Below are 22,530 nucleotides of genomic sequence, written 5' to 3'. Positions count from 1 at the left end.
CGAAGAGGGGCGTACCCGCACGGGTACGCCCCTCTTCGCGCGCCGCGGTCCACCGGCCACCCCGGAACCCACCCGCGCAGCGAACCCCGGCCCCAACTCTCCACGCGCCTGTCGACCTGAGAGCACGAACGACCCACCGCCCCGCGCCCCGAACCTAACCTCATGATCAACGGGGCGGGGAGGAGGCGTGAGTCGTTGGCGTGATCAGGTTGACAGGGTGCGGGGAGGGGTGCGCGGTCAGCGGTGGGGGTTCGCCGCCGGCTCGGGGCGTGGCTCGGGCGTCGTCAGGGGGTCGCTCTGGCCGGGCAGCGGGACCCGGTCGGGTCTGGTGGGTCCCGTCCCGTCGGGGCGCACGGCGCGCAGCACCCCCGCCCGGCCGGCCAGCGCGTCGGCGACGGCCGCCCGGGTCACCGGGGTGAGTCCGCTGGGCAGCGCCTCGGGCCGATGCCAGGCCAGCACGCACCCGCGCCCGCCCCCACCCACCTCGACGCCGGCGGGTCCATCCACCGGCGTACCACCGGGTCCGTCCGCCGGGTCGCCGGCCAGCTCGTCCCCGAGCTCCAGGTCACCGCCCGGGCGGGCCCGGAAGACGTGCACCACCACGTCGTGCGGCGAGGCGCCCGGCGTCGGCCGACCCCCGTCGCCGACACCGCACGGATGCTCGGTGAGGTGGTAGAGCCCCACCAGTTCGACCGGCTCGATCCGCTGCCCGGTCTCCCGCCGGACCGCCTCGGCGACCGCCGTGGCCGGGCACCGCGGGGAGCGGAGCCGGCCGCCGGGCAGCGCCCAACGCCGTTCGCCGTGGCCCTGACGGCAGAGCAGCACGCGACCGGTCCCGTCCAGGACGACGGCGGCCACCGCCCAGGTGAGCCCGCTCATGGACAAAGAGCCTACGGGCCCGCAAACCACAAGTCACCGGTTGCGCCAACCGCCGGGACCGGGGTGCCGCCGGGGCGGTCCACAGCGGTAGCGTGTGCACCCGTGACCCTCGCCTCGACGATCCCCCAGGCGGCCCTGCCCAGCCCGAGCACCGCCGTGTGGCAGCTCGGGCCGGTGCCGATCCGGGCGTACGCGCTCTGCATCATCCTCGGCATCGTGGTCGCCTGCGTGGTGACCGAGTGGCGGCTGCGCCGGCGCGGGGTGGCCCCCGGCGCGGTGCTGGACATCGCGGTCTGGGCGGTGCCGACCGGCATCATCGGCGCCCGGATCTACCACGTGATCACCTCGCCGGAGAAATACTTCGGCGACGGCGGTCAACCCCTCAAGGCGTTCGCCATCTGGGAGGGCGGCCTGGGCATCTGGGGCGCGGTCGCCGGTGGCGCGATCGGCGCCTTGATCGCCGCCCGGCAGCTCGGCATCCCGTTCGCCGTGGTCGCCGACGCGCTCGCCCCCGGGCTGCCGCTGGCGCAGGCGGTTGGCCGGCTCGGCAACTGGTTCAACAACGAGCTGTACGGCGGCCGGACCACCCTGCCCTGGGGCCTCGAGGTGCACCGGATGGACCCGGGCAACCCCGGCCACGCGGAGCTGGCCGACGGGAAGCCGGTCCTCGAACCCGGCCTCTACCACCCGACCTTCCTCTACGAGGCGCTGTGGAACATCGGGGTCGCCGCGCTGGTGCTGCTGGTCGACCGCCGGTTCAAGCTGGGCCGGGGCCGGGCCTTCGCGCTCTACGTGATGGGCTACACCGCCGGCCGGTTCTGGATCGAGCTGATGCGCAGCGATCCGGCGACCCACATCCTCGGGGTGCGCATCAACGTCTGGACGGCCGCGCTGGTCTTCGTGGCCGCCCTGATCTACTTCCTGCGGGTGCGTGGCCCGCGCGAGTACCTCGTCCCGATCGGTGTGCCCGCGCCCGCCGTGCCGGCCGGCGGGGGTGACCTGTCCCAGGTCGACCTGGCGCAGCGGGAGACCGGCCCGGCCACGGTGGCCCCGGAGGGCTACCGGGTGGTCAGCGAGGAGCAGTTCCGGACGTACCAGGAGACCGGCGTCCCGCCGGAGGAGCCGGCGCCGGCCGACGCGACCGGGGACGCCCCGGCGGCAGGGGACGCCCCGGGGGCCGGGGACCGGCCGGCCGGCGACGACGAGGCGGCGGACCCGGCGCACCGGGAGACCGCCGAGGACCGGCCGACCGGGTCGGACCGGGCGGACCTGGCCACGGCGGACCAGGGCGACCGGGCCACGGCGGACCAGGGCGACCGGGTCGCGGCGGACCAGGGCGACCGGGCCACGGCGGACCAGGGCGACCGGGTCGCGGCGGACCAGGGCGACCGGGCCACGGCGGACCAGGGCGACCGGGTCGCGGCGGACCAGGGCGACCGGGTCGAGGGCGACCCGGCGACGGCGGACCAGGACGACCGGGCCGGGGCGGCCGGCGGTCGCCCTGCCGACCGGGACAGCTGAGCGGGGGAGCGGCGCCGATGCGTACCGCGGTGGTGGTCGGAGCCGGCCTGGGCGGACTGGCGACCGCCGGGGCGCTGGCCCGCTCCGGTTGGCGGGTCACCCTCCTCGAACGGGCCGACCGGGTACGCCCCGAGCCGACGGCCGTCGTGCTCTGGCCCAACGGGGTACGCGCGCTGCGCGCCCTCGGCCTCGGCTCGGGGCTGGAGGCGATCGCCACCCCGCTGCCCGACGGCGGGGTACGCCGCCCGGACGGCCAGTGGCTGGTGCAGCCCCGCCCGACCCCGGCGGACCGTGCCCCTGTGGTGGTGCACCGCGAGGACCTGCACGACGCCCTGATCGCCGGCCTGGGTGACCAGGTGGAGCTGCGGACCGGGGTGGCCGTGCGGACGGTGACCGCGACGGCCGGTCAGCGGCCGGCGGTCGGTGACGGCCGGCAGACCTTCGAGGCGGACCTGCTGGTCGCCGCGGACGGCACGGACAGCGAGATCCGCCGGCAGTTGGCCCCGGAGGCCGGGGTGGTGAGTTCCGGCTGCGCCGCCTGGCGGGCGGTCATCCCCTGGTACCGGGCCCCGAAGCTCCCCGCCGACCAGCCGGTGAACGGCGAGACGCTGGGCGCCGGCTACCGCTTCGTGGCGGCCTCGCTCGGTGAGCGGGGCGAGTCCGGCCGGGGCGGCATCTACTGGGTGGCCACCGCCGCGGGGGCGCCACGGCCGGAGCCGCCGGAGACCCAGTTGGCCCTGCTGCGCCGCTGGTACGCGGGCTGGCCGGAGCCGATCGGGGCGTTGCTCGCCGCGACCGACCCGGCGGACCTGGTCCAGCAGGAGGTCCGCGAGCTGCGCCCGCTGCCCCGGGCGTACGGCTTTCCGGCCGGGCCGGGCGGGGTGGTGCTGCTCGGCGACGCCGCCCACGCGATGCCGCCGCACCTCGGCCAGGGCGCCTGTCTCGCCTTCGAGGACGCGGCCACGCTGCAGTCCCTGCTGCGGGAGGCCCGGCTGCCGGACGCGGTGCAGGCGTACGACCGGGCCCGTCGCCCGAGGGCCGCGACTGTGGTCCGGCAGACCCGCCGGATGTCCGCGGTCCTGCAGACCCGCGGCCGCCTGGCCCTCCGTGCCCGCGACGCCGCGCTAGGCAAGATCAGCCCTCGCCTCCGCAACAGCGCCGCCACCTCCGCCGCCCAATGGACACCCCCCACCCCCTGACAGCCCCACCCCCCGACCCCACCCCGCGCTCCCGACGCTCCCGTGGTTGATCAAGGAGTTTGCGTCAGGCCGGTCGGCGTGTCGTGACCAGAACTCCTTGATCAACGACGTGCCGACCGGAAGCGCCGACCGGAAGCGCCGACCGGGGTCGGCGGGCGGGGTCGGGCGGGCGGTCAGGGGAGGACGGGGGCGGGTTCGGCGATGCAGGCGGTGCCGACGCGGCGGAAGCCGACGCGCAGGTACACCCGGGCGATCTCCTCGCTGCCGGCGCTCAGGAAGATCAGGTCGGTGCCGGCGGCGCGCAGCTCGTGGGCCAGGGCGGCGGTGACCGCGGCGCCGAGGCCCCGGCGGCGGGCCGACGGCAGGGTGGCCACCCCGGCGATCTCCGCCACGTCGCCGACCCGCATCGCCATGCCGCTGGCCAGCGCGCCCTGCGTCGGGGTGCCGGCGATCACCGAGATGCGCCGGCCGTCGGCGATGCGTACCCGCTCCTCGTCGAGGGCGGCCACGTCCAGTTCGGTGATCGCGGCGTCCCGCTGCGCCGGCCCGGCGTCGCCCGGGGCGGTGCCGGCCGCGGCGAAGCCGACGGCGGCGACCGCCCGCCGGGCGGCCACGGCCGCGGCGAAGTCGGCGTCGGTCGGGTCCAGCACCCGCACGGGTACGTCGGTGAGGCTCCCCACCTCGGGCAGGGCGGCCGCCTCCAGCACCATCAGCGGCGCCTCCAGCACGGCCAGCCCGGCGGAGCGGGCCACGGCCAGCAGGTCCGGGGTGCGTTCGTGCACCCATTCGAAGGCCTCCGGCAGGCCCAGTTCGCGCTGCCGTTCGCGGACCGCCATGACGTCGGCCAGCGACGGCGGCTCGGTGGCGTCGAGGCGGGGCCGGGCGTAGAACGGCCAGCCCGCGCCGTCGCGGACGAAGAGCACCAGCGCGCCGTGTTCTTCCGGACGGGCCGCGTCGCGGGGCACCGCGTCGTAGAAGGCTTCCAGTCGGTCGAAGAGGTCAGCCGGTACGAAATCCACCGCGCGAGACTACACGTCCCAGATGCTGGAAGTGTGATCAATCTGCACTGGCCTTGCTTTCCCCGACCTAACGTAGACTCAATAGACCCCCGAGGGCCGACGTCGTCCCCACCTTGATCCATCCTGAGCGACGACAGGAGGCCCGGTGGCCCTTCCGTACCCTCACAGCCCGCAGGCGGCCACGACCGCCGGACCGGGACGGTCCGCGTCCGGGCTCTACGACCCGGCGCAGGAGCACGACGCGTGCGGTGTGGCCTTCGTGGCGGACCTGCACGGACGACGCTCGCACGAGGTCGTGGCGAACGGCCTGGAGGCGCTGGTCCGGCTGGACCACCGCGGCGCCCGGGGCGCCGAGCAGAACACCGGTGACGGCGCCGGGATCATGATCCAGGTGCCGGACGCGTTCCTGCGCACCGTGGTCGACTTCCCGCTCCCGCCCGCCGGGCAGTACGCCACCGGCCTGGTCTTCCTGCCCGACGACGACGCCGCCGAGGCCCGGGCCCGCCGGGTGGTGGAGAAGTACGCCCTGGTCGAGGGCGCCGACGTGCTCGGCTGGCGGGACGTGCCGACCGATCCGTCCGGCCTGGGCGAGACGGCGCTCGCCGCGATGCCCCGGGTCCGGCAGCTCTTCCTGGGCGCGCACCGGCTCACCGGCTCCGCCGCCGGCCCGGCCGGTTCCCCGCTGTCCGGGCTCGACCTGGACCGGGTGGTGTTCTGCGTCCGCAAGCAGGCCGAGCGGGAGAGCGCCGAGCGGGGCGTGCCGGCGTACTTTCCGTCGCTGTCGGCGCGGACCATGGTCTGGAAGGGCATGCTCACCCCGGACCAGCTGCCGGCGTACTACCCGGAGCTGACCGACTCCCGGGTGGTCAGCGCGATCGCCCTGGTGCACTCCCGCTTCTCCACCAACACCTTCCCGTCCTGGCCGCTGGCCCACCCGTACCGGTTCATCGCCCACAACGGCGAGATCAACACGATCCGCGGCAACCGGAACTGGATGCAGGCCCGGGAGGCGCTGCTGCGCAGCCCGAACCTCCCCGGCAACATCCGGCGGATCTTCCCGGTCTGCACCCCGGCGGCCTCCGACTCGGCGAACTTCGACGAGGTCCTCGAACTGCTGCACCTGGCGGGGCGGAGCCTGCCGCACGCGGTGCTGATGATGATCCCGGAGGCCTGGGAGAACGACCCGGGCATGGACCACCATCGGAGATCCTTCTACCGCTTCCACGCCAGCCTGATGGAGCCGTGGGACGGGCCCGCGTCGGTGGCCTTCACCGACGGCGAGATCGTCGGCGCGGTGCTGGACCGCAACGGGCTGCGTCCGGGCCGCTGGTGGCGTACCGCCGACGGCCTCGTCGTGCTGGGCAGCGAGGCGGGCGTGCTCGACCTCGACCCGGCCACCGTGGTCGCCAAGGGCCGACTCCAGCCGGGCCGGATGTTCCTGGTCGACACGGTCAACGGGCGGATCGTGCAGGACGAGGAGATCAAGGCCGAGCTGGCCGCCGAGCGGCCGTACGACGAGTGGCTGCACGCCGGCCTGATCGAGCTGGACGACCTGCCCCCGCGCGAGCACGTGGTCTACACCCACGACTCGGTACGCCGCCGGCAGCAGACCTTCGGCTACTCCCAGGAGGAGCTGAAGATCCTGCTCGCCCCGATGGCGCGGGCCGGCGCGGAGCCGATCGGCTCGATGGGCACGGACACCCCGATCGCCCCGCTGTCGACCCGGCCGCGGCTGCTCTACGACTACTTCCACCAGCTCTTCGCCCAGGTCACCAACCCACCGCTGGACGCCATCCGGGAGGAGCTGGTGACCAGCCTGGCGTCGACCATCGGCCCGGAGGGCAACCTGCTCGACCCCGGCCCGGCGAGCTGCCGGCAGATCGTGCTGCCGTACCCGGTGATCGACAACGACGAGCTGGCCAAGATCCTCTCGGTGGACGAGGACGGTGACCTGCCCGGTTTCAAGGCGGTCCGGGTCTCCGGCCTCTACCGGATCCGGGACGGCGGCGCCGGCATCAAGGCCCGGCTGACCGAGATCTGCCGGCACGTCTCCGAGGCGATCGAGGACGGCGTACGCATCCTGGTGCTGTCGGACCGGGACTCCACCGCCGACCTGGCCCCGATCCCGTCGCTGCTGCTCACCGCGGCGGTGCACCAGCACCTGGTCCGCGAGCAGACCCGCACCCAGGTGGCGCTGGTCGTGGAGTCCGGCGACTGCCGGGAGGTGCACCACGCGGCCGTGCTGATCGGGTACGGCGCGGCGGCGGTCAACCCGTACCTGGCCTTCGAGTCGGTCGAGGACATGATCTCCACCGGAGCGTTGACCGGAGTGGCGCCGCCCAAGCCCGACGAGCCGCCATCGGAGATGGCGACCAGAGCGGTCCGCAACTACGTCCAGGCGCTCGGCAAGGGCGTCCTGAAGATCATGTCCAAGATGGGCATCTCGACGGTGTCGTCGTACTGCGGGGCGCAGGTGTTCGAGGCGGTCGGCCTGGACACCCGGCTGGTCCAGCGGTACTTCCGGGGCACCCCGAGCAAGATCGGCGGGATCGGCCTGGACGAGATCCACGCCGAGGTGGCCGCCCGGCACGCGCTGGCCTGGCCGGCGCCGGGCGTGCCGGCCAGCGACCGGTTGGAGGTCGGCGGGGAATACCAGTGGCGCCGCGAGGGTGAGCTGCACCTGTTCAACCCGGAGACGGTCTTCCTGCTCCAGCACGCCACCCGCAGCCGCCAGTACGACGTCTTCCGGCAGTACACCGCCAAGGTCGACGAGCTGGCCGCGCGGGCCGGCTCGCTGCGCGGGCTGTTCACCCTGCGTACCGGGCTGCGCCCGCCGGTGCCGATCGACGAGGTCGAGCCGGCGAGCGAGATCGTCAAGCGGTTCGCCACCGGCGCCATGTCGTACGGCTCCATCTCGGCGGAGGCGCACGAGACCCTCGCCATCGCGATGAACCGGCTCGGCGGCAAGTCCAACACCGGCGAGGGCGGCGAGGACGTCGAGCGGCTGCACGACCCGGCGCGGCGCTCGGCGGTCAAGCAGATCGCCAGCGGCCGGTTCGGGGTGACCAGCGAATACCTGGTCAACGCCGACGACCTCCAGATCAAGATGGCCCAGGGCGCCAAGCCCGGCGAGGGCGGGCAGCTGCCCGGCAACAAGGTCTGGCCGTGGATCGCCCGGACCCGGCACGCCACCCCGGGCGTCGGCCTGATCTCCCCGCCGCCGCACCACGACATCTACTCCATCGAGGACCTCGCCCAGCTCGTGCACGACCTGAAGTGCGTCAACCCGGCCGCCCGGGTGCACGTCAAGCTGGTCAGCGAGGTCGGCGTGGGCACCGTCGCGGCCGGCGTGGCCAAGCTCAAGGCCGACGTCATCCTGATCTCCGGCCACGACGGCGGCACCGGCGCGTCCCCGCTCAACTCGCTCAAGCACGCCGGCACCCCGTGGGAGCTGGGCCTGGCCGAGGCGCAGCAGACCCTGCTGCTCAACAAGCTGCGCGACCGGGTCACCGTGCAGGTCGACGGCCAGCTCAAGACCGGTCGGGACGTGCTGATCGCGGCGCTGCTCGGCGCCGAGGAGTTCGGCTTCGCCACCGCCCCGCTGATCGTCGAGGGCTGCGTGATGATGCGGGTCTGCCACCTGGACACCTGTCCGGTCGGCATCGCCACCCAGAACCCGGTGCTGCGCGAGCGGTTCACCGGCCGGCCGGAGTTCGTCGAGAACTTCTTCCTCTTCCTCGCCGAGGAGGTCCGCGGCTACCTCGCCGAGCTGGGCTTCCGGTCGATCGAGGAGGCGATCGGGCAGACCGAGGTGCTGGACCTGACCCCGGCCATCGACCACTGGAAGGGTCACGGGCTGGACCTGGCCCCCGTGCTGCACCTGCCGGAGCTGCCGGCCGGCGCGGCCCGGCGCGGGGTGCGGGCCCAGGACCACGGCCTGGAGCTGGCGCTGGACAACGAGCTGATCGCCCTGGCGCAGCCGGCGCTGCGCGACGGCACCCCGGTGCGTACCGAGGTGACGGTCCGCAACGAGCACCGCAGCGTCGGCGCGATGCTCGGCGGCGAGGTGACCCGCCGCTTCGGCGGCGCCGGCCTGCCCGCCGACACCGTCGAGTTCCTGCTGCGCGGCACCGCCGGCCAGTCGTTCGGCGCGTTCCTGCCGCGCGGGGTGACCCTGCGGCTGCACGGCGACGCCAACGACTACGTCGGCAAGGGGCTCTCCGGCGGCCGGCTGGTCGTCCGCCCGGACGCCGCCGCGCCGTTCGTCGGCGAGGACGCCGCGGCCGGGCAGCGCGCGGAGGACCAGATCATCGCCGGCAACACCATCCTGTACGGCGCCACGGCCGGCGAGCTGTTCCTGCGCGGCCGGGTGGGGGAGCGGTTCGCGGTACGCAACTCGGGCGCGGTGGCGGTCGTGGAGGGAGTCGGCGACCACGGCTGCGAGTACATGACCGGCGGCACGGTGGTGGTGCTCGGCGAGACCGGACGCAACTTCGCCGCCGGCATGTCCGGCGGCACCGCCTTCGTGCACCGGCTGGACCGGTCCCGGGTCAACACCGAGCTGGTCGACCTGGCGCCGCTGCGCGACGAGGAGCGGGCGCTGCTGCACGAGCTGGTCCAGCGGCACTTCGCCGAGACCGACTCGGCGGTCGCCGAGGGGCTGCTCAAGCGCTGGCCGGAGGCGGTGGAGGAGTTCACCGCGGTGGTGCCCCGGGACTACCGCCGGGTGATGGAGATCATGCGGGCCGCCGAAGCCGCCGGCCACGACGTCGACGACGCGGTGATGAGCGCGCTCACCCCCTCCGCGTCGTCCGTGCCGGCGCCGCCCGCCCCGCGGGTGGTCGCCCAGGAGGTGGCTCGTGCCTGACCCGAACGGTTTCCTGCGTTACGACCGGCGGCTGCCGGCCCGCCGGCCGGTGCCGGTGCGGATCACCGACTGGCGGGAGGTGTACCCGCCGGCCGGCGAGGAGCTGATCCGCGAGCAGGCCACCCGGTGCATGGACTGCGGCATCCCGTTCTGCCACGACGGCTGCCCGCTGGGCAACCGCATCCCGGACTGGAACGACCTGGTGCGTACCGGCGACTGGGACGCCGCGGTGGAGTCGCTGCACGCCACCAACAACTTCCCGGAGTTCACCGGCCGGCTCTGCCCGGCGCCCTGCGAGGCGGCCTGCGTGCTGGGCCTGGGCGGGCAGCAGCCCGTCACCATCAAGCAGGTCGAGGTGGAGATCGCCAACGCGGCGGTGGCCCAGGGCGGGCTGCGGCCCCGCCCGGTGCCCGCGCCGACCGGCCGGTCGGTCGCCGTGGTCGGCTCCGGGCCCGCCGGGCTCGCCGCCGCCCAGCAACTGGCCCGCGCCGGTCACGCCGTCACCGTGTACGAGCGGGACGACGCGATCGGTGGCCTGCTCCGCTACGGCATCCCGGACTTCAAGCTGGAGAAGCAGCACGTCGACCTGCGGGTGGCGCAGCTCGCCGCCGAGGGCGTGCGGTTCCGCACCGGCGTGGAGGTGGGCGTCGACGTCACCGCCGAGCAGCTGCGCGCCGAGCACGACGCGGTGCTGCTGGCCTGCGGGGCGTTGCAGGGCCGGGACACCGCGGAGACTCCGGGGCGGGCGCTGCGCGGCGTACACCAGGCGATGTCGCACCTGGTCGCGGCCAACAAGGTGGTCGCGGCGGCCGGGGACGGTCGGCCCGCGGTGCCCGCGCTGCCCGACGGCACGCCGATCGACGCGGCCGGCAAGCATGTGGTGATCATCGGCGGTGGTGACACCGCCGCCGACTGCCTCGGCGTGGCGCACCGGCAGGGCGCGGCCGGGGTGCACCAGCTCGACCTCTACCCGGAGCCGCCGCAGGACCGGGACGCCGGGCGGGACCCGTGGCCGACCTGGCCGTGGGTGCTGCGCAACTACCCGGCGCACGAGGAGGGCGGCGAGCGGGTCTTCGCCGTGGCGGTGCAGGAGTTCGTCGACGACGGCACCGGCCAGGTGCGGGCGGTCCGGATCGCCGAGGTCACCGTGGAGAAGCGGGACGGACGGCGGATCCTCACCGCGCTGCCCGGCTCGGAGCGGGAACTCCCGGCCGACCTGGTGCTGCTGGCCATCGGCTTCGAGGGCACCGAGGAGCAGCCGCTGCTGGCTCAGTTCGGGGTGACCCGCAACGCCCGGGGCGCGGTCGACGCGCGGCCGGACTGGCAGGCCGCCGACGGCGTGTTCGTGGCCGGGGACATGCACCGGGGGGCGTCGCTGATCGTCTGGGCGATCGCCGAGGGGCGGGCCGCCGCCGCGGCGATCCACTCCTACCTCGGTGGGGTGGGGACCCTGCCGGCGCCGGTGGACCCGGTCCGGCAGCCGCTCGCCGCCCGCTGACCCGTACGCCCGGGTGTCCGGTCCGACCGGCCGGACGCCCGGGTGGTCCCGTTACCGGCGTGACCTGGCCGGCTCCGGCCGGTGGAGTGGGCCTCGGACCCATCGGGTCCGAAGGCTGTCGAGCTGATGTCGCAAACGGATCAGCGGCCTCGGGCGGCGCAGGCTGCGGCCACTGTCCCGGCTTCACGGTCCAGGCCCCTACCATCGCGAACGTGTGGACAGACCGGATAGTCGACGTGACCGGATGGCGGCAGGCTGCTGAGGGCCCTGGATGGGAGCAGGTCGAGGCCGAGCTCGGCGTTGCGCTGCCCACCGACTTCAAGGAGTTGAGTCGGCGGTTCGTGCCGGGGGCGTTCTCCGGCTACCTCGATCTGCTGCGTCCGACGGACGAGCACTTCGGAACGCCGTTGCTGTCGATGTGGTTCGGCGGCCGTCAAATGGCAGTCCTGCACGGGTCCCACGCGCGGCTCCGCGAGCCGTACAGGGTCTACGGGCCGGATACCGGGCCAGGGCTGGTTCAGTGGGGCATCGACATCAGCGAGGGGGACCACTTCTGGCTGGTGGACCGCTCGGTGGAGCCGGAGCGGTGGCCGGTGGTCTCCCGGAGGGAGTCCGGTGAGTCGTGGCACCAGTTCGACATGTCGACGGCGGAGTTCGTCTACCGCGTCATCGCGGACCCGGAGTTCAAGCCGTTCACCGTGGCGGACCCGCCGCGGCTGCCGTTCTACCTTCCGTACTGGGCGCCGTACCCGCCCAGCCCTGCGGAATGGGCTGCTCTCACCAGCCCGAACCGTGAGGCTCGCCCATGTCAACCGTCGGCCTGAGCGCAGCTGGCTGAATCGTCTGTGCCATCAGCTCCACACGCGACCCATGAGGTGGTCCGGGAACCGGCCGGCGTCCCGACGGTTTCGCCGATGCGAATGTTTCGATAGGATTACCGACTAGTAACCACCACTACCCCCTGGCCACGCGCGCGGTCTTGCGGATCCACCACCCCTGTCCCGTGGAGGTCCCGTCATGCCCCGTCGCGTCCGCACCGCGCTGGTCGCCTTCCTCGCCACAATCCTCGGCGTCGTGCTCGTCCCCGCCACCGCCGCCCAGGCGGCCGGCGAGAACTACGTCGCCCTCGGCGACTCCTACTCCTCCGGCGTCGGCGCCGGCCCGTACGACCTCTCCGGCTGCTTCCGCAGCCAGAAGTCGTACGCGCCGCTCTGGGCCGCCGCCAACGCAGTGGCCAGCTTCCGCTTCGCCGCCTGCGGCGGCGCGGTCACCGCCGATGTGATCGGCGGCCAGGTCAACTCGCTCAGCTCGAGCACCACCCTGGTCACCATCACCATCGGCGGCAACGACGCCGGATTCGCCGACGTCATCACCAGCTGCCGGTTCGGCAGCACCAGCAGCTGCGAGAACGCCGTCAACCAGGCCCGCAGCTTCGCCACCACCACCCTGCCCGGCCGCCTCGACGCCACCTACGCCGCGATCCGGGCCCGGGCGCCGCAGGCCCGGCTGGTGGTGCTCGGCTACCCGCGGCTGTTCGAGACCGGCTGGTGCGGCTGGCTGGCCATGAGCAGCTACAAGCGGACCATCCTCAACGGCGCCGCCGACCTGCTCGCCTCGGTCATCGCCAACCGGGCGGCGGCGGCCGGCGCCACCTTCGCCGACCCGCGCGGCGACTTCACCGGTCACGGCGTCTGCGCCGCGGACCCGTGGATCCGGGACGTCTCCGGGGTCATCGAGGCGTACCACCCGGACGCCGACGGCTACCGGTACGGCTACCTGCCGGCGCTGAACCGGGCGCTGTCCTGACGTACGCGACGGCCGACGGTCCACCCCGGACCGTCGGCCGTCGGCCGGCTTGCGCACCACGGGCACACTGGCGCGTACCCGTGGTGACGTGGAGGTGGCAATGCGTGAGCCCGCCGTGCGGCAGTACCCCCGGCCGGCCCGGGAACGGCTCACCGGGGGCAGTCTCGATCTGCTCACCCTGCTCGCCCGGCTGCTGCGCCGGCCCCGCCGCGGTGACCGCCAGCTGCCGCTGCTCTGGCTCACCCGGGCCCCCGGCAGCGCGGACGTCGCCGCCCTGCTGCGCCGCTTCCTCGGCCAGGGCGCCGGCCGCCGGGTGCCGCACGCCGTGGTCGACCTGGCCGGCCGACCGGAGACCGACGACGTGCCGGCGGTGCTGCGTGAGCTGCACCGGCAGCTCTCCCTGGAAGCCTTCGGCGTCGCGCGGCTGAGGTTCCGGCACTATCCGCTGGCCGACTGGCTGATGCAGCAGACGTTGACCATCGGCACCGGCCCCGGGGACAGCGGCCGGGGCACCCTGGTCCGCCGGTTGCGGGACTGGCGGGGCCGCCGCGGTGGCGAGGACCCCCAGGTCGGCGGCGACTCCGGGGTGGGCGCCGCGGTGCAACTGTTGCTCTGGCTCCTGCGCCGGGCGGTGCCGAGCGTGGTCTTCCGGATCGCCGTGTCCGGCCGGGTCCCGCTCGTCGGTCGGCAGTACCGCTGGTTCATGCGGCAGCAGTACCTCGCCCCGCGGCAGTCGATCACCTTCCTCGGCTTCGCCGAACGGCTCACCGCCGGGTGGCGTGACGGCGAACAACCCGCACAGGTGGAGAAGCTGCTGCTGCACGCCTTCCTGGAGGACCTGCGCCAGGCGTACCGGCGGCGGTTCTGGCACCCCGGCGACTGGCGGCGCACCGCGTACCCGGTGCTGCTGCTCGCCGGGGTGACCCCGGACGGCGTCGGACACACCCTGGTCCGGCTCCTCGACGACGTCCGCAACGAGACCGGCCGTAACGATCCGCTGCTCGTGCTGGCGGTGGCCGGCGACCCACCGCCGGAGCCGGTCCCGCCGCGTCCCCTCGGCGAGGCCGACGAGGCGTACGACGAGTGGGTCGAGGTGCTGCCGGAGGCGCGCCGGTTGCGTCGCCCCGGCGCCTGGCTGATGGTGCTGCGCCTCGACGGTGACGACGGCCGGCCCGCGTCCGGGCTCGCGCCGCCGGCGCTGGTCGCCCCGGACCCGCCCTGGTGGTCCCGGCGGTACCTGCCGGCCGCGGTGGCCCTGCTGCTGCTCGTCGGGATCGGCGGGTGGGCGAACGGCCGGTGGTCGCCGGACTGCCATCCGTGGCCCACCGGCGAGGTCCGGGTGCAACGGATCGCCGGCGAGTGCGTCGGCTACAGCAACTCCGCCGCGCAGGTGTTCAACAGCGAACCCGGGCAGGAACGCCTGCGTGCCGTGCAGCGCCGGATCTTCGCCCAGAACCGGGCCGCCGCGGAGGTGTGGCGGCGCAGCGACCACCGCCGCCCCTACCTGACCCTGGTGTATCTCGGCACCCTCACGGGCAACCGGACCCGCGCCGACGAGGAGTCGTACGTCTCCGAACGCGAGGAGCTGGAGGGCATGGCCGCCGCCCAGTACGCGCTGCTCAAGGAGTCCGCGGCGGCCGACGGGTCGGCGCTGCTGCGCGTCGTGGTGGCCAACGCGGGCCGGCAGATGCGGCACGCCGGACCGGCCGTACGGATGCTGGAGGGACTGGCCCGTGACGACCCGACCGTGCTCGCCGTGGTGGGGCTGGTGGAGAGCCGTGCCACCACCGCCGCCGCCCTGCGGGAACTCAACCGGGTCGGCCTGCCCGTGCTCGCCCCCACCCTCTCCGCCGACCGGATGGACGCCAACTCCAGCCTCTACCTGCAGATCTCCGCGCCCAACCGGGACCAGGCCCGGATGATCGAGGAGTACGCCCGGCAGGTGCTGCGGGTCCGCGACGCGCACGTCTACTGGAGCACCGGTGAGGACAGCTCCCTCACCGAGGACCTCTACGTCGCCACCCTCGTCGACGGGCTGCGGCAGCGGCTCGCCGGCCGGCTGACCCGCGACGAGGAGTGGCGTGCGGGGCGGCGGCTGACCCAGGAGTGCGGCTACCGGGGCGCGCTGGTTTTCGCCGGCCGCTGGTCGGAGTTCGACGGCTTCCTGCGCGCCCTGAAGGAGTGCGGGACGGATCCACCCCGGCACCTGCTGGCCGACGACTCGGTCAACCGGTACATGGCCAATCCGGGGCTGCGGGCCAGCGCGCCGGGCAACCTGCCGGTGACGTACGTGTCGAAGGCGGCGCCGGGCCTGCGCGACCCTGCGGGCCGCGCAGGCCCGGCGGGACGACGCCCGGGGCAGCTTCCTCACCTGGATCGGCGCCCCCGACCTGCTCGACCCGCCCCGCTGCCGCACCGACGCCGGACCGCCGGTGGGGGAGCGGGTCAGCCTCGCCTACGACGCCTCGATGATGGTGGTACGCGCCGTGGAGAGCCTCGCCGCCCGGCTCCGGCACGCCGACACCGGCCAGCGGTGGGAGCCGGGGTCGATCGATCCGGTCGGGGTGCACGCCGAGGTGCTGCGGCAGAACGCCGCCGGTGGCTACCCGGGGGTCGCCGGCCTGATCCGCTACGCCCCCGACTCCGGGGAGCCGATCGCCAAGCGACTCGCGCTGCTCACCGTGGCCCGGGTGCCGGACGTGGTCACCCCTCCGGTCGAGGTGTTCGGCTGCGGCGTGACCGACGGCGGCCGTGACCGGGGCTGCCGGCCCAGCTGAGGCCCGCCAGGCACCTGACGGACGGCGACGGCCGGCGGCCCCCCAGGAGCCGCCGGCCGTCGCCCGCGTGGTTCAGGAGCGGTCGGCCGCCGGGTCGGCGTTGCTCGGCCGGCCCCACGGGCCGGTGATCGCGAAGACGTAGCCGGGGGTCTGGATGTTGGCGAAGAGCACCGTGCCGTCCGCGCTGAACGTCGGGCCGGTGAACTCGCTGTCGTTGAGCTCGTTGCGGGCCAGCGGGTACGCCTTGCCCTGCTCGGTCACGCCGACCAGGTGCGACAGGCCCTCGCCGTCCTCGGCCAGGATCACCCCGCCGTACGGCGACACGGTGATGTTGTCCGGGCCGTCGTAGCCGCCCTCGACGTCCGGGTTCTCGTTGACGCCGAAGATGGTCTTCAGGGTGACCGACTCGGTCCGCGGGTCGTAGAACCAGACCTGCCCGTCGTGCTCGTTGACGCTGCCGTCGGAGAGCCGGGCGAAGCTGGCCACGAAGTACGCGCCACCGTCGGCCCACCAGGCGCCCTCCAGCTTGCGGCTGCGGGTCACCTGCCCCTCGGCGAGCTGCTTGCGCACCGAGACGCTCTTCGCGTCCCGGTCCGGCACGTCCACCCACCGCACCTTGTAGCGGGTGCCCGGACGGGTGGCCGTGGCCAGGTCGTCGATGTGGGTGTCGCCGTGCCAGCAGCTCATCGCCTGCAACTCCCCGGCGGTGTCCCCGTCCGGCCGGGTGGCCAGCGCGCGCAGCGCGCCCTTGCCGCCCCGGAAGCCCGTCGGCGGAGTCCACCGGAAGTAGAGCCCGTTCGGGCTGCCGGCGTCCTCGGTCAGGTAGATCGCGTGGGTGTACGGGTCCACGGCCACCGCCTCGTGGGCGTACCGGCCGAGGAACTTCAGCGGCACCGGGTCCAGGTTCTGCTCGGGGTCGTGCGGGTCCACCTCGAAGACGTACCCGTGGTCCTTGAGGTACTTCCCGCCGGCCCGCTGCTCGGTCTCCTCGCAGGTCAGCCAGGTGCCCCACGGGGTGATGCCGCCGGCGCAGTTGTTGTGCGTGCCGGCCACGCTGACGTACTCGCGCAGCCGTCGGCCCCGGCCGTCGACCTCGATGGTGGTGGTGCCGCCCCGGGCGCCCGGGTCGTAGGTCAGGCGCGGCAGCGGCGGCACACCGTACGGCTCGCTGCCGCCGATCTCGTGGTTGTTCACCAGCACCGAGCCGGTCGGCGACCGGAAGCAGCCGGTGCCGTCGGCGTCGCTCGGTGTCGGCTGCCCACCGTCCAGGGTGGTCACGCCGGCCTGCGCCACGATCGTGTAGGAGAAGCCGGGCGGCAGCGCCAGCAGGCCGGCCGGGTCCGGGACGAGCTCGCCGTAGCCGACGGACGGCCGGACGGCGGCCCGGGCCGCGGCCGGGCCGGCGATCGCTTCCAGGCTGCCGGCCACGACGATGCCGAGGCCGCCGGCCGCGCCACCGCGCAGCAGGTTGCGGCGAGAGAAGGAGGAGGAGGTCACGTCGAAGCCTTCCTGTTCACGCGTTCACTGATCCCGAGAGCAGGCAAGCCGGACCGGCCGAACGCAGCCGGCGTCGGAGGTGACGTCGAGGCGAACAGTGCGGCAACGTCGGGTACCGGCCGGGGCGCGGCGGTGCGCTGTGCCGAGCCGGCGCGGGTCCGTTAGGGTTCGCGCAGATCGATCGGCCGGGCGTTGGGAGCGGGAGTGGGCAGGCTGTCAACGGCGTACGGGCAGGCCGTCGCCGCCCACCGGCACGCCGCGTACCGGTTGGCGCAGGCCCGTCGGGCGCTCGCCGTCGCCGCCGCGTCGGCCGCACCGGACACCGCCGAGCTGGTCGCCGGCCTGGACCGGACCGCCGCCGCGCTGACCGCCCCGCCGGCCGCCGGCCCGCTGCCGGTCCGGATCGGCACGGCCACCACCGTGGACGGTGGCTTCCCGGCCCTGGTGCCGCTCGGCGCCGGCCACCACCTGGTGGTCGACCGCGACGCGCGCGACGCCCGGGTCGGCGCCCTGCTGCGTACGCTGGTGCTGCGGCTGCTCGCCGCCGCCCCCGCCGGCACGGTACGGGTCGCCGGCCTCGACCCGGCCACCCTGGGCGCCACCTTCCTGCCGCTGCGCCCGCTGGTCGACGCCGGGGTGCTCGCCGCGACCGCCACCAGCGAGGCGGAGATCGCCGCGCTGCTCGACCAGGCCGAGCGGCACGCCCGCAGCGCCGGGCAGGCCACCGGCCCGGCCGGTGAGCTGCTGGTGCTGGTCGCCGCGTCGGCGCCCGGTCCCCGGGAACTGGCCCGGCTCACCGCCCTCACCCACGCCGGCGACACCGCCGGGGTCTGTGTGCTGCTGGCCGGCGTCTCCCCGGGCGCCGAGCGCACCGCGCCGCGCGCCACCGTGCTGCGCCTCAACGAGCGGTACGCGCTGCTCGGCGACCCGCCCGGGCACCCGTTCAGCCCGGACGGCCGGGGACTGGCCGCACCGGTGCAGCTCGACGGGGATCCGCAGCCGGGCACCGCCGCGGGCCTGGCCCGGCAGCTCGGCCCGGCGGTCCGCCGGGACGCCCCGCCCGCCTTCGCCGACCTGCTGCCCGCCCGTCGCTGGACGGAATCCGCCGCGACCGGTCTGCGTACCGTGGTCGGCCGGGCCGGCCGGGAACCGGTCACCCTGGCCTTCGACGACGCCACCCCGCACTGGCTGGTCGGTGGCCGCACCGGCGCCGGCAAGACGGTCTTCCTGCTCGACGTCCTCTACGGACTGGCCAGCCGCTACGCGCCGGCCGAGCTCCAGCTGCACCTGCTCGACTTCAAGGAGGGGGTCAGCTTCACCGAGTTCGTGCCGACCGACCGCGACCCGTCCTGGCTGCCGCACGCCCGCGCCGTCGGCATCGAGTCCGACCGGGAGTACGGCCTGGCGGTGCTGCGCGGGCTGCGCCGGGAGCTGGACCGCCGGGCCGGGGTGTTCAAGCGGCACGGGGTCAGCCGGCTGGCCGACCTGCCGCCGGCGGCGGCGCTGCCCCGGGCGGTGGTCGTCGTCGACGAGTTCCACGTGCTGCTCGCCGGCGCCGACGCGGTGGCCCGGGAGGCGGTGGACCTGCTGGAGGAGCTGGCCCGCAAGGGCCGCTCGTACGGCGTACACCTGGTGCTGGCCAGCCAGAGCACCACCGGCATCGAGTCGCTCTACGGCCGGGCCGAGGCGATCTTCGGGCAGTTCCCGCTGCGGGTGGCGCTGCCCGGCGGCGGCGGGGTGCTCGACCCGCTCAGCGACGCGGCCAGCCGGCTGCAGGTCGGCTCGGCCGTGGTCAACACGGCGGCGGGCGCGATCGGCGCGGACACCGTCGTCCGGTTCCCCGACGCGCACGCCGACCCCGCCGGCCTGGCCCGGGTACGCCACGAGTTGTGGCAGGCCCGCCCGGCCGGATCGCCGCCCCCGGCGGTCTTCCGCGGCTACGAGCCGGCCCACCCGGCGGACACCCCGGCGTTCACCGCCCTGGCCCCGGCCGCGGGCGCCCCGGTGGCCCTGGTCGGCCGGGCGGTCGACGTCGACGGCACGGCCGCCGGGTTCGCCCTGGACGCCGTGCCCGGCCGGCACCTGGCCGTGGTCGGTACCGACCCGACCGGCGCCGAGGTGCTCCACGCGGCGGTGACCGGCCTGGCCCGCCAGCACGCTCCCGGGCAGGCCCGGTTCCTGCTCGCCCCGCTGGTCGCCGAGGCGCAGGTGGTCGCCGCCGACCTGACCGGCCTGCTGACCGCCGCCGGGCACCCGGTCGACCGGCTCGACGTCGCCGGTCTGCGGGACCGGCTCACCGGGCTGGCCGCGCCGGGCGAGCCGGACGGCAGCGCCAGGGCCGTGCGGACCTACCTGGTCGTGTTCGGGGTGGAGGCCGCCGCTGCGGCACTGGCCGCGCCCGACCCGGAGACCTTCCGCTCCGGGCGGGAGGAGCTGCGCACCGTGCTGCGCGACGGGCCCGGACGCGGGGTGCACCTGCTCGGCTGGTGGCGTGGCCTCCGGCCGCTCGCCGACGACCTGGGCGGCGCGCACCAGCGCGACGACGTGGCCTGCCTGGTCGCGCTGAACGTGCCCGGTGCCGACCTGGGCCTGCACCTCGGCGCGCACGACCTCGCCTGGCGGCCCCGGCCGAACCGGGCGCTGCTGGTGGACCGGCACGACCAGCGGCTCCAGCTGATCGTGCCGTTCGTCCGCCCCGAATCGCAGGAGCAGTAGGTGGCCACCTTCGACGAGTACGCGGCCCTGGCCGCCCGCCTCTCCGGGCAGCTCCGCTCCGGCGAGCGGGCGGCGGTCGAGGAGACCCGGCGGCTGCGCGGGCTGGAGGCCGCCGCCGGACAGCTCGACCAGCGGCTCGCCGCCCAGGCGCACCGCCTCGACCAGCTCGGCCGGGCCATCGGGGTGCCGATGTCCGACGCACCGCCGCCGGCGCCGACCGCGGCACCGGCGCACCTGCCGCCACACCAGCTCGCTCCGACCGACGCCGGCTCGGCGGTGCCGTCTGCTCCCGGCTCGGCGGTGCCGTCTGCTCCCGGCTCGGCCGCGCCTTTCGGCCCCGGCTCGGCCGGCCCCGGATCACCCGCCCCGGCCGGCGCCCACTCGTTCTTTCCCGCGCCCGGTGGGGGGCTCGGAACCGGGGCGGGGGAGACCGGCGGCGCAGCCGCCGCGCCGGGGCGGCCGGGGGTCGGGGCGTACCCGATGGGGACGGCCGGTGGCGGTGGCCCGGCGCGGCCCACGACGGCGGCCACGACGGCGGCCGTGGTGCCGGCCCAGCGACCGGCGCCGGCCGACCCGGCCGCGGAGCTGGCCGCGGTCCGGCAGCTCGCCGACGAGGCCGACCGGCACGCGCAGGTCACCGAGGCGATCGGCCACCAGGCCGTGCTGCTGCCCGCGTGGTCGCCGCCGGCCCGGGCGCTCGCCGTCTACTCCGCGTGCGCGCTCGCCGGGGCGACGCTGATGCTGGTCATGGTGGTCGCCTCCGGCGTCGGCCTGGTCGGCGGCGTCACCCTGGGCGCCTTCATCTGCGCGGGGCTGCCGGTGCTGTCGTTCCTCGCCGGCTACCTGGTGCTCGCCCGGTTCGGCCGGCCGCCGCTGGCCGCCACGCCACCACCCCGGTACGTGCCGATGGGCTTCGTGATCTGCGTGCTGCTGGTGCCGATGCTGTACTGCGCCTACCTGCTGCTGGTCCGCTTCCTGCGCTGACGGGCCGCTGCTCCATGATCCCCGCTACTTCGGGGAAGTCGTCCCCTCGGCCTGGGTGCGAGGCGACAACTTCCCCGAAACTGCGCGGCGGGGACCGGTGTGCGGCGGGACCGGTGTGCGGCGGGGGACCGGGTGTGGGGCTGGTCAGCGGGCGGCGGTTACCGGGACCAGGGCGGGCTGGCGGGTGTCGAGCGGCGTCGAGGGCTGCGGCGGGCGGGGTGAGCGGGGGCGGGACGGGACGGCGGCGGCTGCCGCGGTGGCGGCCACCGCGAGGACGGTCACGACCACGAAGCCCAGGGTGAAGCCGGCCTCCCGGGGCAGACCGCTCGCCTGGGGGTGTGCGGTGATCACCGCGCTCACCGCCGCGCCGCCGATCGCCCCACCGATGGTGCGGATGTTGGCGTTCATCCCGGTGGCCGCGCCGGTCTGGGCGGCCGGGACGGCCCGCACGATCAGGTTCGGCATCGCCGCGAACGACAGGCCGATGCCGAGGCCGAAGAGCCCGGCGGCCACCGCCACCTGCCAGGGCCGGTCGTGCAGCCCGGCCAGCGCCGCGCAGGCCAGGGCACCGAGTGCGGCACCGGTGGTGAGCTGGACCTTCGCGCTGAACCGGGACTCCAGCCGACCGCCGACGATGCCGGCGAGGAACATGGCGACCAGCATCGGCAGCATCAGCAGCCCGGCCCCGGTGACCCCGGCGCCGAAGCCGTACCCGGCGCTGGCCGGGATCTGCACGAACTGCGGCACGAAGGCGTAGACGGCGAACATCGCGGCGCCGAACAGGAGCGCGGCCAGGTTGGTCGTCCAGACCGCGGGCAGCCGCATCATCCGCATGTCGATCAGCGGGTTGGCCGAGCGCATCTCGGCGGCCAGCCAACCGGCGAACAGCGCGACCGCGAGCACCAGCAGCGCGACGACCCGGACCGAGCCCCAACCCCAGACCGTGGCCTGGCTGATCGGCAGCAGCAGGGCGACCAGCCAGCCGGAGAGCAGCGCGGTGGACGTCCAGTTGATCCGGCCCGGGGTGCGGACCGGGGACGGCGGCACGAGCAGGTGGGCCGCCACGGCGGTGAGCCCGACGACGACCATCGGGATCCAGAACAGCCAGCGGTAGTCCAACGCGCCGACGATCGGGCCGGCGGCCACGATGCCCAGGCCGCTTCCGGCGGCGACGATGGCGGAGAGGGTGCCGACGGCCGAGGAGACCCGGGCGGCGGGGAACTCGTCGCGGATGATGCCGAAGGAGAGCGGGAAGACCGCTCCGCCGACGCCCTGCACGACCCGGGCGGCGATCAGCAGGCCGATGCTGGGCGCCACCGCGGCCAGCAGGCAGCCCACGGCGAGCGTGGCGAGCGAGGCGACGAGCATCCGCTCCTTGCCCCGCATGTCACCGATCCGGCCGAGGATCGGCGTGCAGATCGACGCGGAGAGCAGGTAGGCGGTGAACACCCAGGTGGCGGTGTTCCGGCTGGTGTGCAGGTCCTGCTGGATGGTCGGCAGCACCGGCGTGATCAGCGACTGGAGCATCGAGAAGACGCCCGCGCCGGCGGCGAGCACGGCGAGGGTCAGCCGGCGCGAGCCGTGCCGAACGGGTCGGATGGCGATAGCCACGTGGATCTCCCAGGTTCACTGGACGTACGGGCGACGACCGGACACGGGTCGTCGGAGGAAACCGGCCGCGCGCGCTCGATCGGATACCGAGGGGGCCGGGTAGGCTTACCGGAGGCAGGCCTCCGGCGTTTCCGGAGGGGTGCCTCCGCCAAGCTAA

12 protein-coding genes and 1 pseudogene are annotated in these 22,530 nt (G+C 75.1%); 9 read left to right on the top strand and 4 right to left on the bottom strand.

Features of this window, described 5'->3' with window-relative positions; genetic code table 11:
* Window positions 1-237 precede the first annotated feature (237 nt).
* A complete protein-coding gene (locus tag GA0074704_RS22345; RefSeq protein WP_088972309.1) occupies window positions 238-879 on the bottom strand; it encodes an NUDIX hydrolase in 642 nt (213 codons plus the stop codon).
* A 102-nt stretch (window positions 880-981) separates the two neighbouring features.
* Between GA0074704_RS22345 and lgt the strand changes: the two are divergent.
* Window positions 982-2,148, top strand: a pseudogene (gene lgt, locus GA0074704_RS22340) (prolipoprotein diacylglyceryl transferase); the annotation flags it as partial.
* A gap of 269 nt (window positions 2,149-2,417) precedes the next feature.
* Window positions 2,418-3,599 (top strand): FAD-dependent oxidoreductase, encoded by a 1,182-nt coding sequence (locus GA0074704_RS22335; RefSeq protein ID WP_088972308.1) that lies wholly within the window; start codon window positions 2,418-2,420, stop codon window positions 3,597-3,599.
* Between the two features lie 173 nt (window positions 3,600-3,772).
* On the opposite strand, the gene GA0074704_RS22330 is transcribed toward GA0074704_RS22335, so the two are convergent.
* On the bottom strand, window positions 3,773-4,618 hold the full coding sequence (locus GA0074704_RS22330) for a GNAT family N-acetyltransferase (protein WP_088972307.1): 846 nt from the start codon (window positions 4,616-4,618) through the stop codon (window positions 3,773-3,775).
* 145 nt (window positions 4,619-4,763) lie between these two features.
* Here GA0074704_RS22330 and gltB point away from each other — a divergent pair, with 145 nt between their 5' ends.
* The 5 genes from gltB to GA0074704_RS22305 all read left to right on the top strand — a co-directional run bounded on the left by gltB (window position 4,764) and on the right by GA0074704_RS22305 (window position 15,544).
* Entirely contained in the window at window positions 4,764-9,485 is a 4,722-nt protein-coding gene (gene gltB / locus GA0074704_RS22325; protein WP_088972306.1) for a glutamate synthase large subunit, read from the top strand.
* On the top strand, window positions 9,478-10,983 hold the full coding sequence (locus GA0074704_RS22320) for a glutamate synthase subunit beta (RefSeq protein ID WP_088972305.1): 1,506 nt from the start codon (window positions 9,478-9,480) through the stop codon (window positions 10,981-10,983). Before gltB ends, GA0074704_RS22320 begins: the two co-directional genes overlap by 8 nt.
* Before the next feature lie 212 nt (window positions 10,984-11,195).
* The gene (locus GA0074704_RS22315; RefSeq protein ID WP_157743767.1) at window positions 11,196-11,807 is read left to right on the top strand and encodes an SMI1/KNR4 family protein; all 612 of its coding nucleotides are present in this window, start codon (window positions 11,196-11,198) and stop codon (window positions 11,805-11,807) included.
* 193 nt (window positions 11,808-12,000) lie between these two features.
* Window positions 12,001-12,789 carry an SGNH/GDSL hydrolase family protein gene (locus GA0074704_RS22310; RefSeq protein WP_088972303.1) on the top strand — a complete coding sequence of 263 codons (789 nt, stop codon included), beginning with the start codon at window positions 12,001-12,003 and terminating at the stop codon, window positions 12,787-12,789.
* A gap of 100 nt (window positions 12,790-12,889) precedes the next feature.
* Window positions 12,890-15,544, top strand: a complete 2,655-nt coding sequence (locus tag GA0074704_RS22305) for a type 1 periplasmic-binding domain-containing protein (protein WP_231926650.1) — start codon at window positions 12,890-12,892, stop codon at window positions 15,542-15,544.
* Between the two features lie 94 nt (window positions 15,545-15,638).
* Here the strand turns inward: GA0074704_RS22305 and GA0074704_RS22300 are convergent, their stop codons facing one another.
* Window positions 15,639-17,063 (bottom strand): alkaline phosphatase PhoX, encoded by a 1,425-nt coding sequence (locus GA0074704_RS22300; protein ID WP_088972302.1) that lies wholly within the window; start codon window positions 17,061-17,063, stop codon window positions 15,639-15,641.
* A 204-nt stretch (window positions 17,064-17,267) separates the two neighbouring features.
* On the opposite strand from GA0074704_RS22300, the gene GA0074704_RS22295 reads away from it, so the two are divergent.
* Together GA0074704_RS22295 and GA0074704_RS22290 are read left to right on the top strand one after the other, a co-directional pair.
* The gene (locus tag GA0074704_RS22295; protein ID WP_088972301.1) at window positions 17,268-19,778 is read left to right on the top strand and encodes an FtsK/SpoIIIE domain-containing protein; all 2,511 of its coding nucleotides are present in this window, start codon (window positions 17,268-17,270) and stop codon (window positions 19,776-19,778) included.
* Window positions 19,779-20,762, top strand: a complete 984-nt coding sequence (locus GA0074704_RS22290; protein WP_088972300.1) for a hypothetical protein — start codon at window positions 19,779-19,781, stop codon at window positions 20,760-20,762.
* 144 nt (window positions 20,763-20,906) lie between these two features.
* Here GA0074704_RS22290 and GA0074704_RS22285 read toward each other — a convergent pair whose 3' ends face one another.
* On the bottom strand, window positions 20,907-22,373 hold the full coding sequence (locus tag GA0074704_RS22285) for an MFS transporter (protein WP_231926649.1): 1,467 nt from the start codon (window positions 22,371-22,373) through the stop codon (window positions 20,907-20,909).
* Window positions 22,374-22,530 lie beyond the last annotated feature (157 nt).

This window comes from Micromonospora siamensis (assembly GCF_900090305.1).
GTDB classification, from domain to species: domain Bacteria; phylum Actinomycetota; class Actinomycetes; order Mycobacteriales; family Micromonosporaceae; genus Micromonospora; species Micromonospora siamensis.
This window is presented reverse-complemented; position numbering and strand designations above follow the sequence as displayed.

Excerpts from the sequence above, each read along its gene's own strand:
- GA0074704_RS22345 (WP_088972309.1), bottom strand. The coding sequence starts at position 879 with ATGAGCGGGCTCACCTGGGCGGTGGCCGCCGTCGTCCTGGACGGGACC.
- GA0074704_RS22335 (WP_088972308.1), top strand. The coding sequence starts at position 2,418 with ATGCGTACCGCGGTGGTGGTCGGAGCCGGCCTGGGCGGACTGGCGACC.
- GA0074704_RS22310 (WP_088972303.1), top strand. The coding sequence starts at position 12,001 with ATGCCCCGTCGCGTCCGCACCGCGCTGGTCGCCTTCCTCGCCACAATC.
- GA0074704_RS22305 (WP_231926650.1), top strand. The coding sequence starts at position 12,890 with ATGCGTGAGCCCGCCGTGCGGCAGTACCCCCGGCCGGCCCGGGAACGG.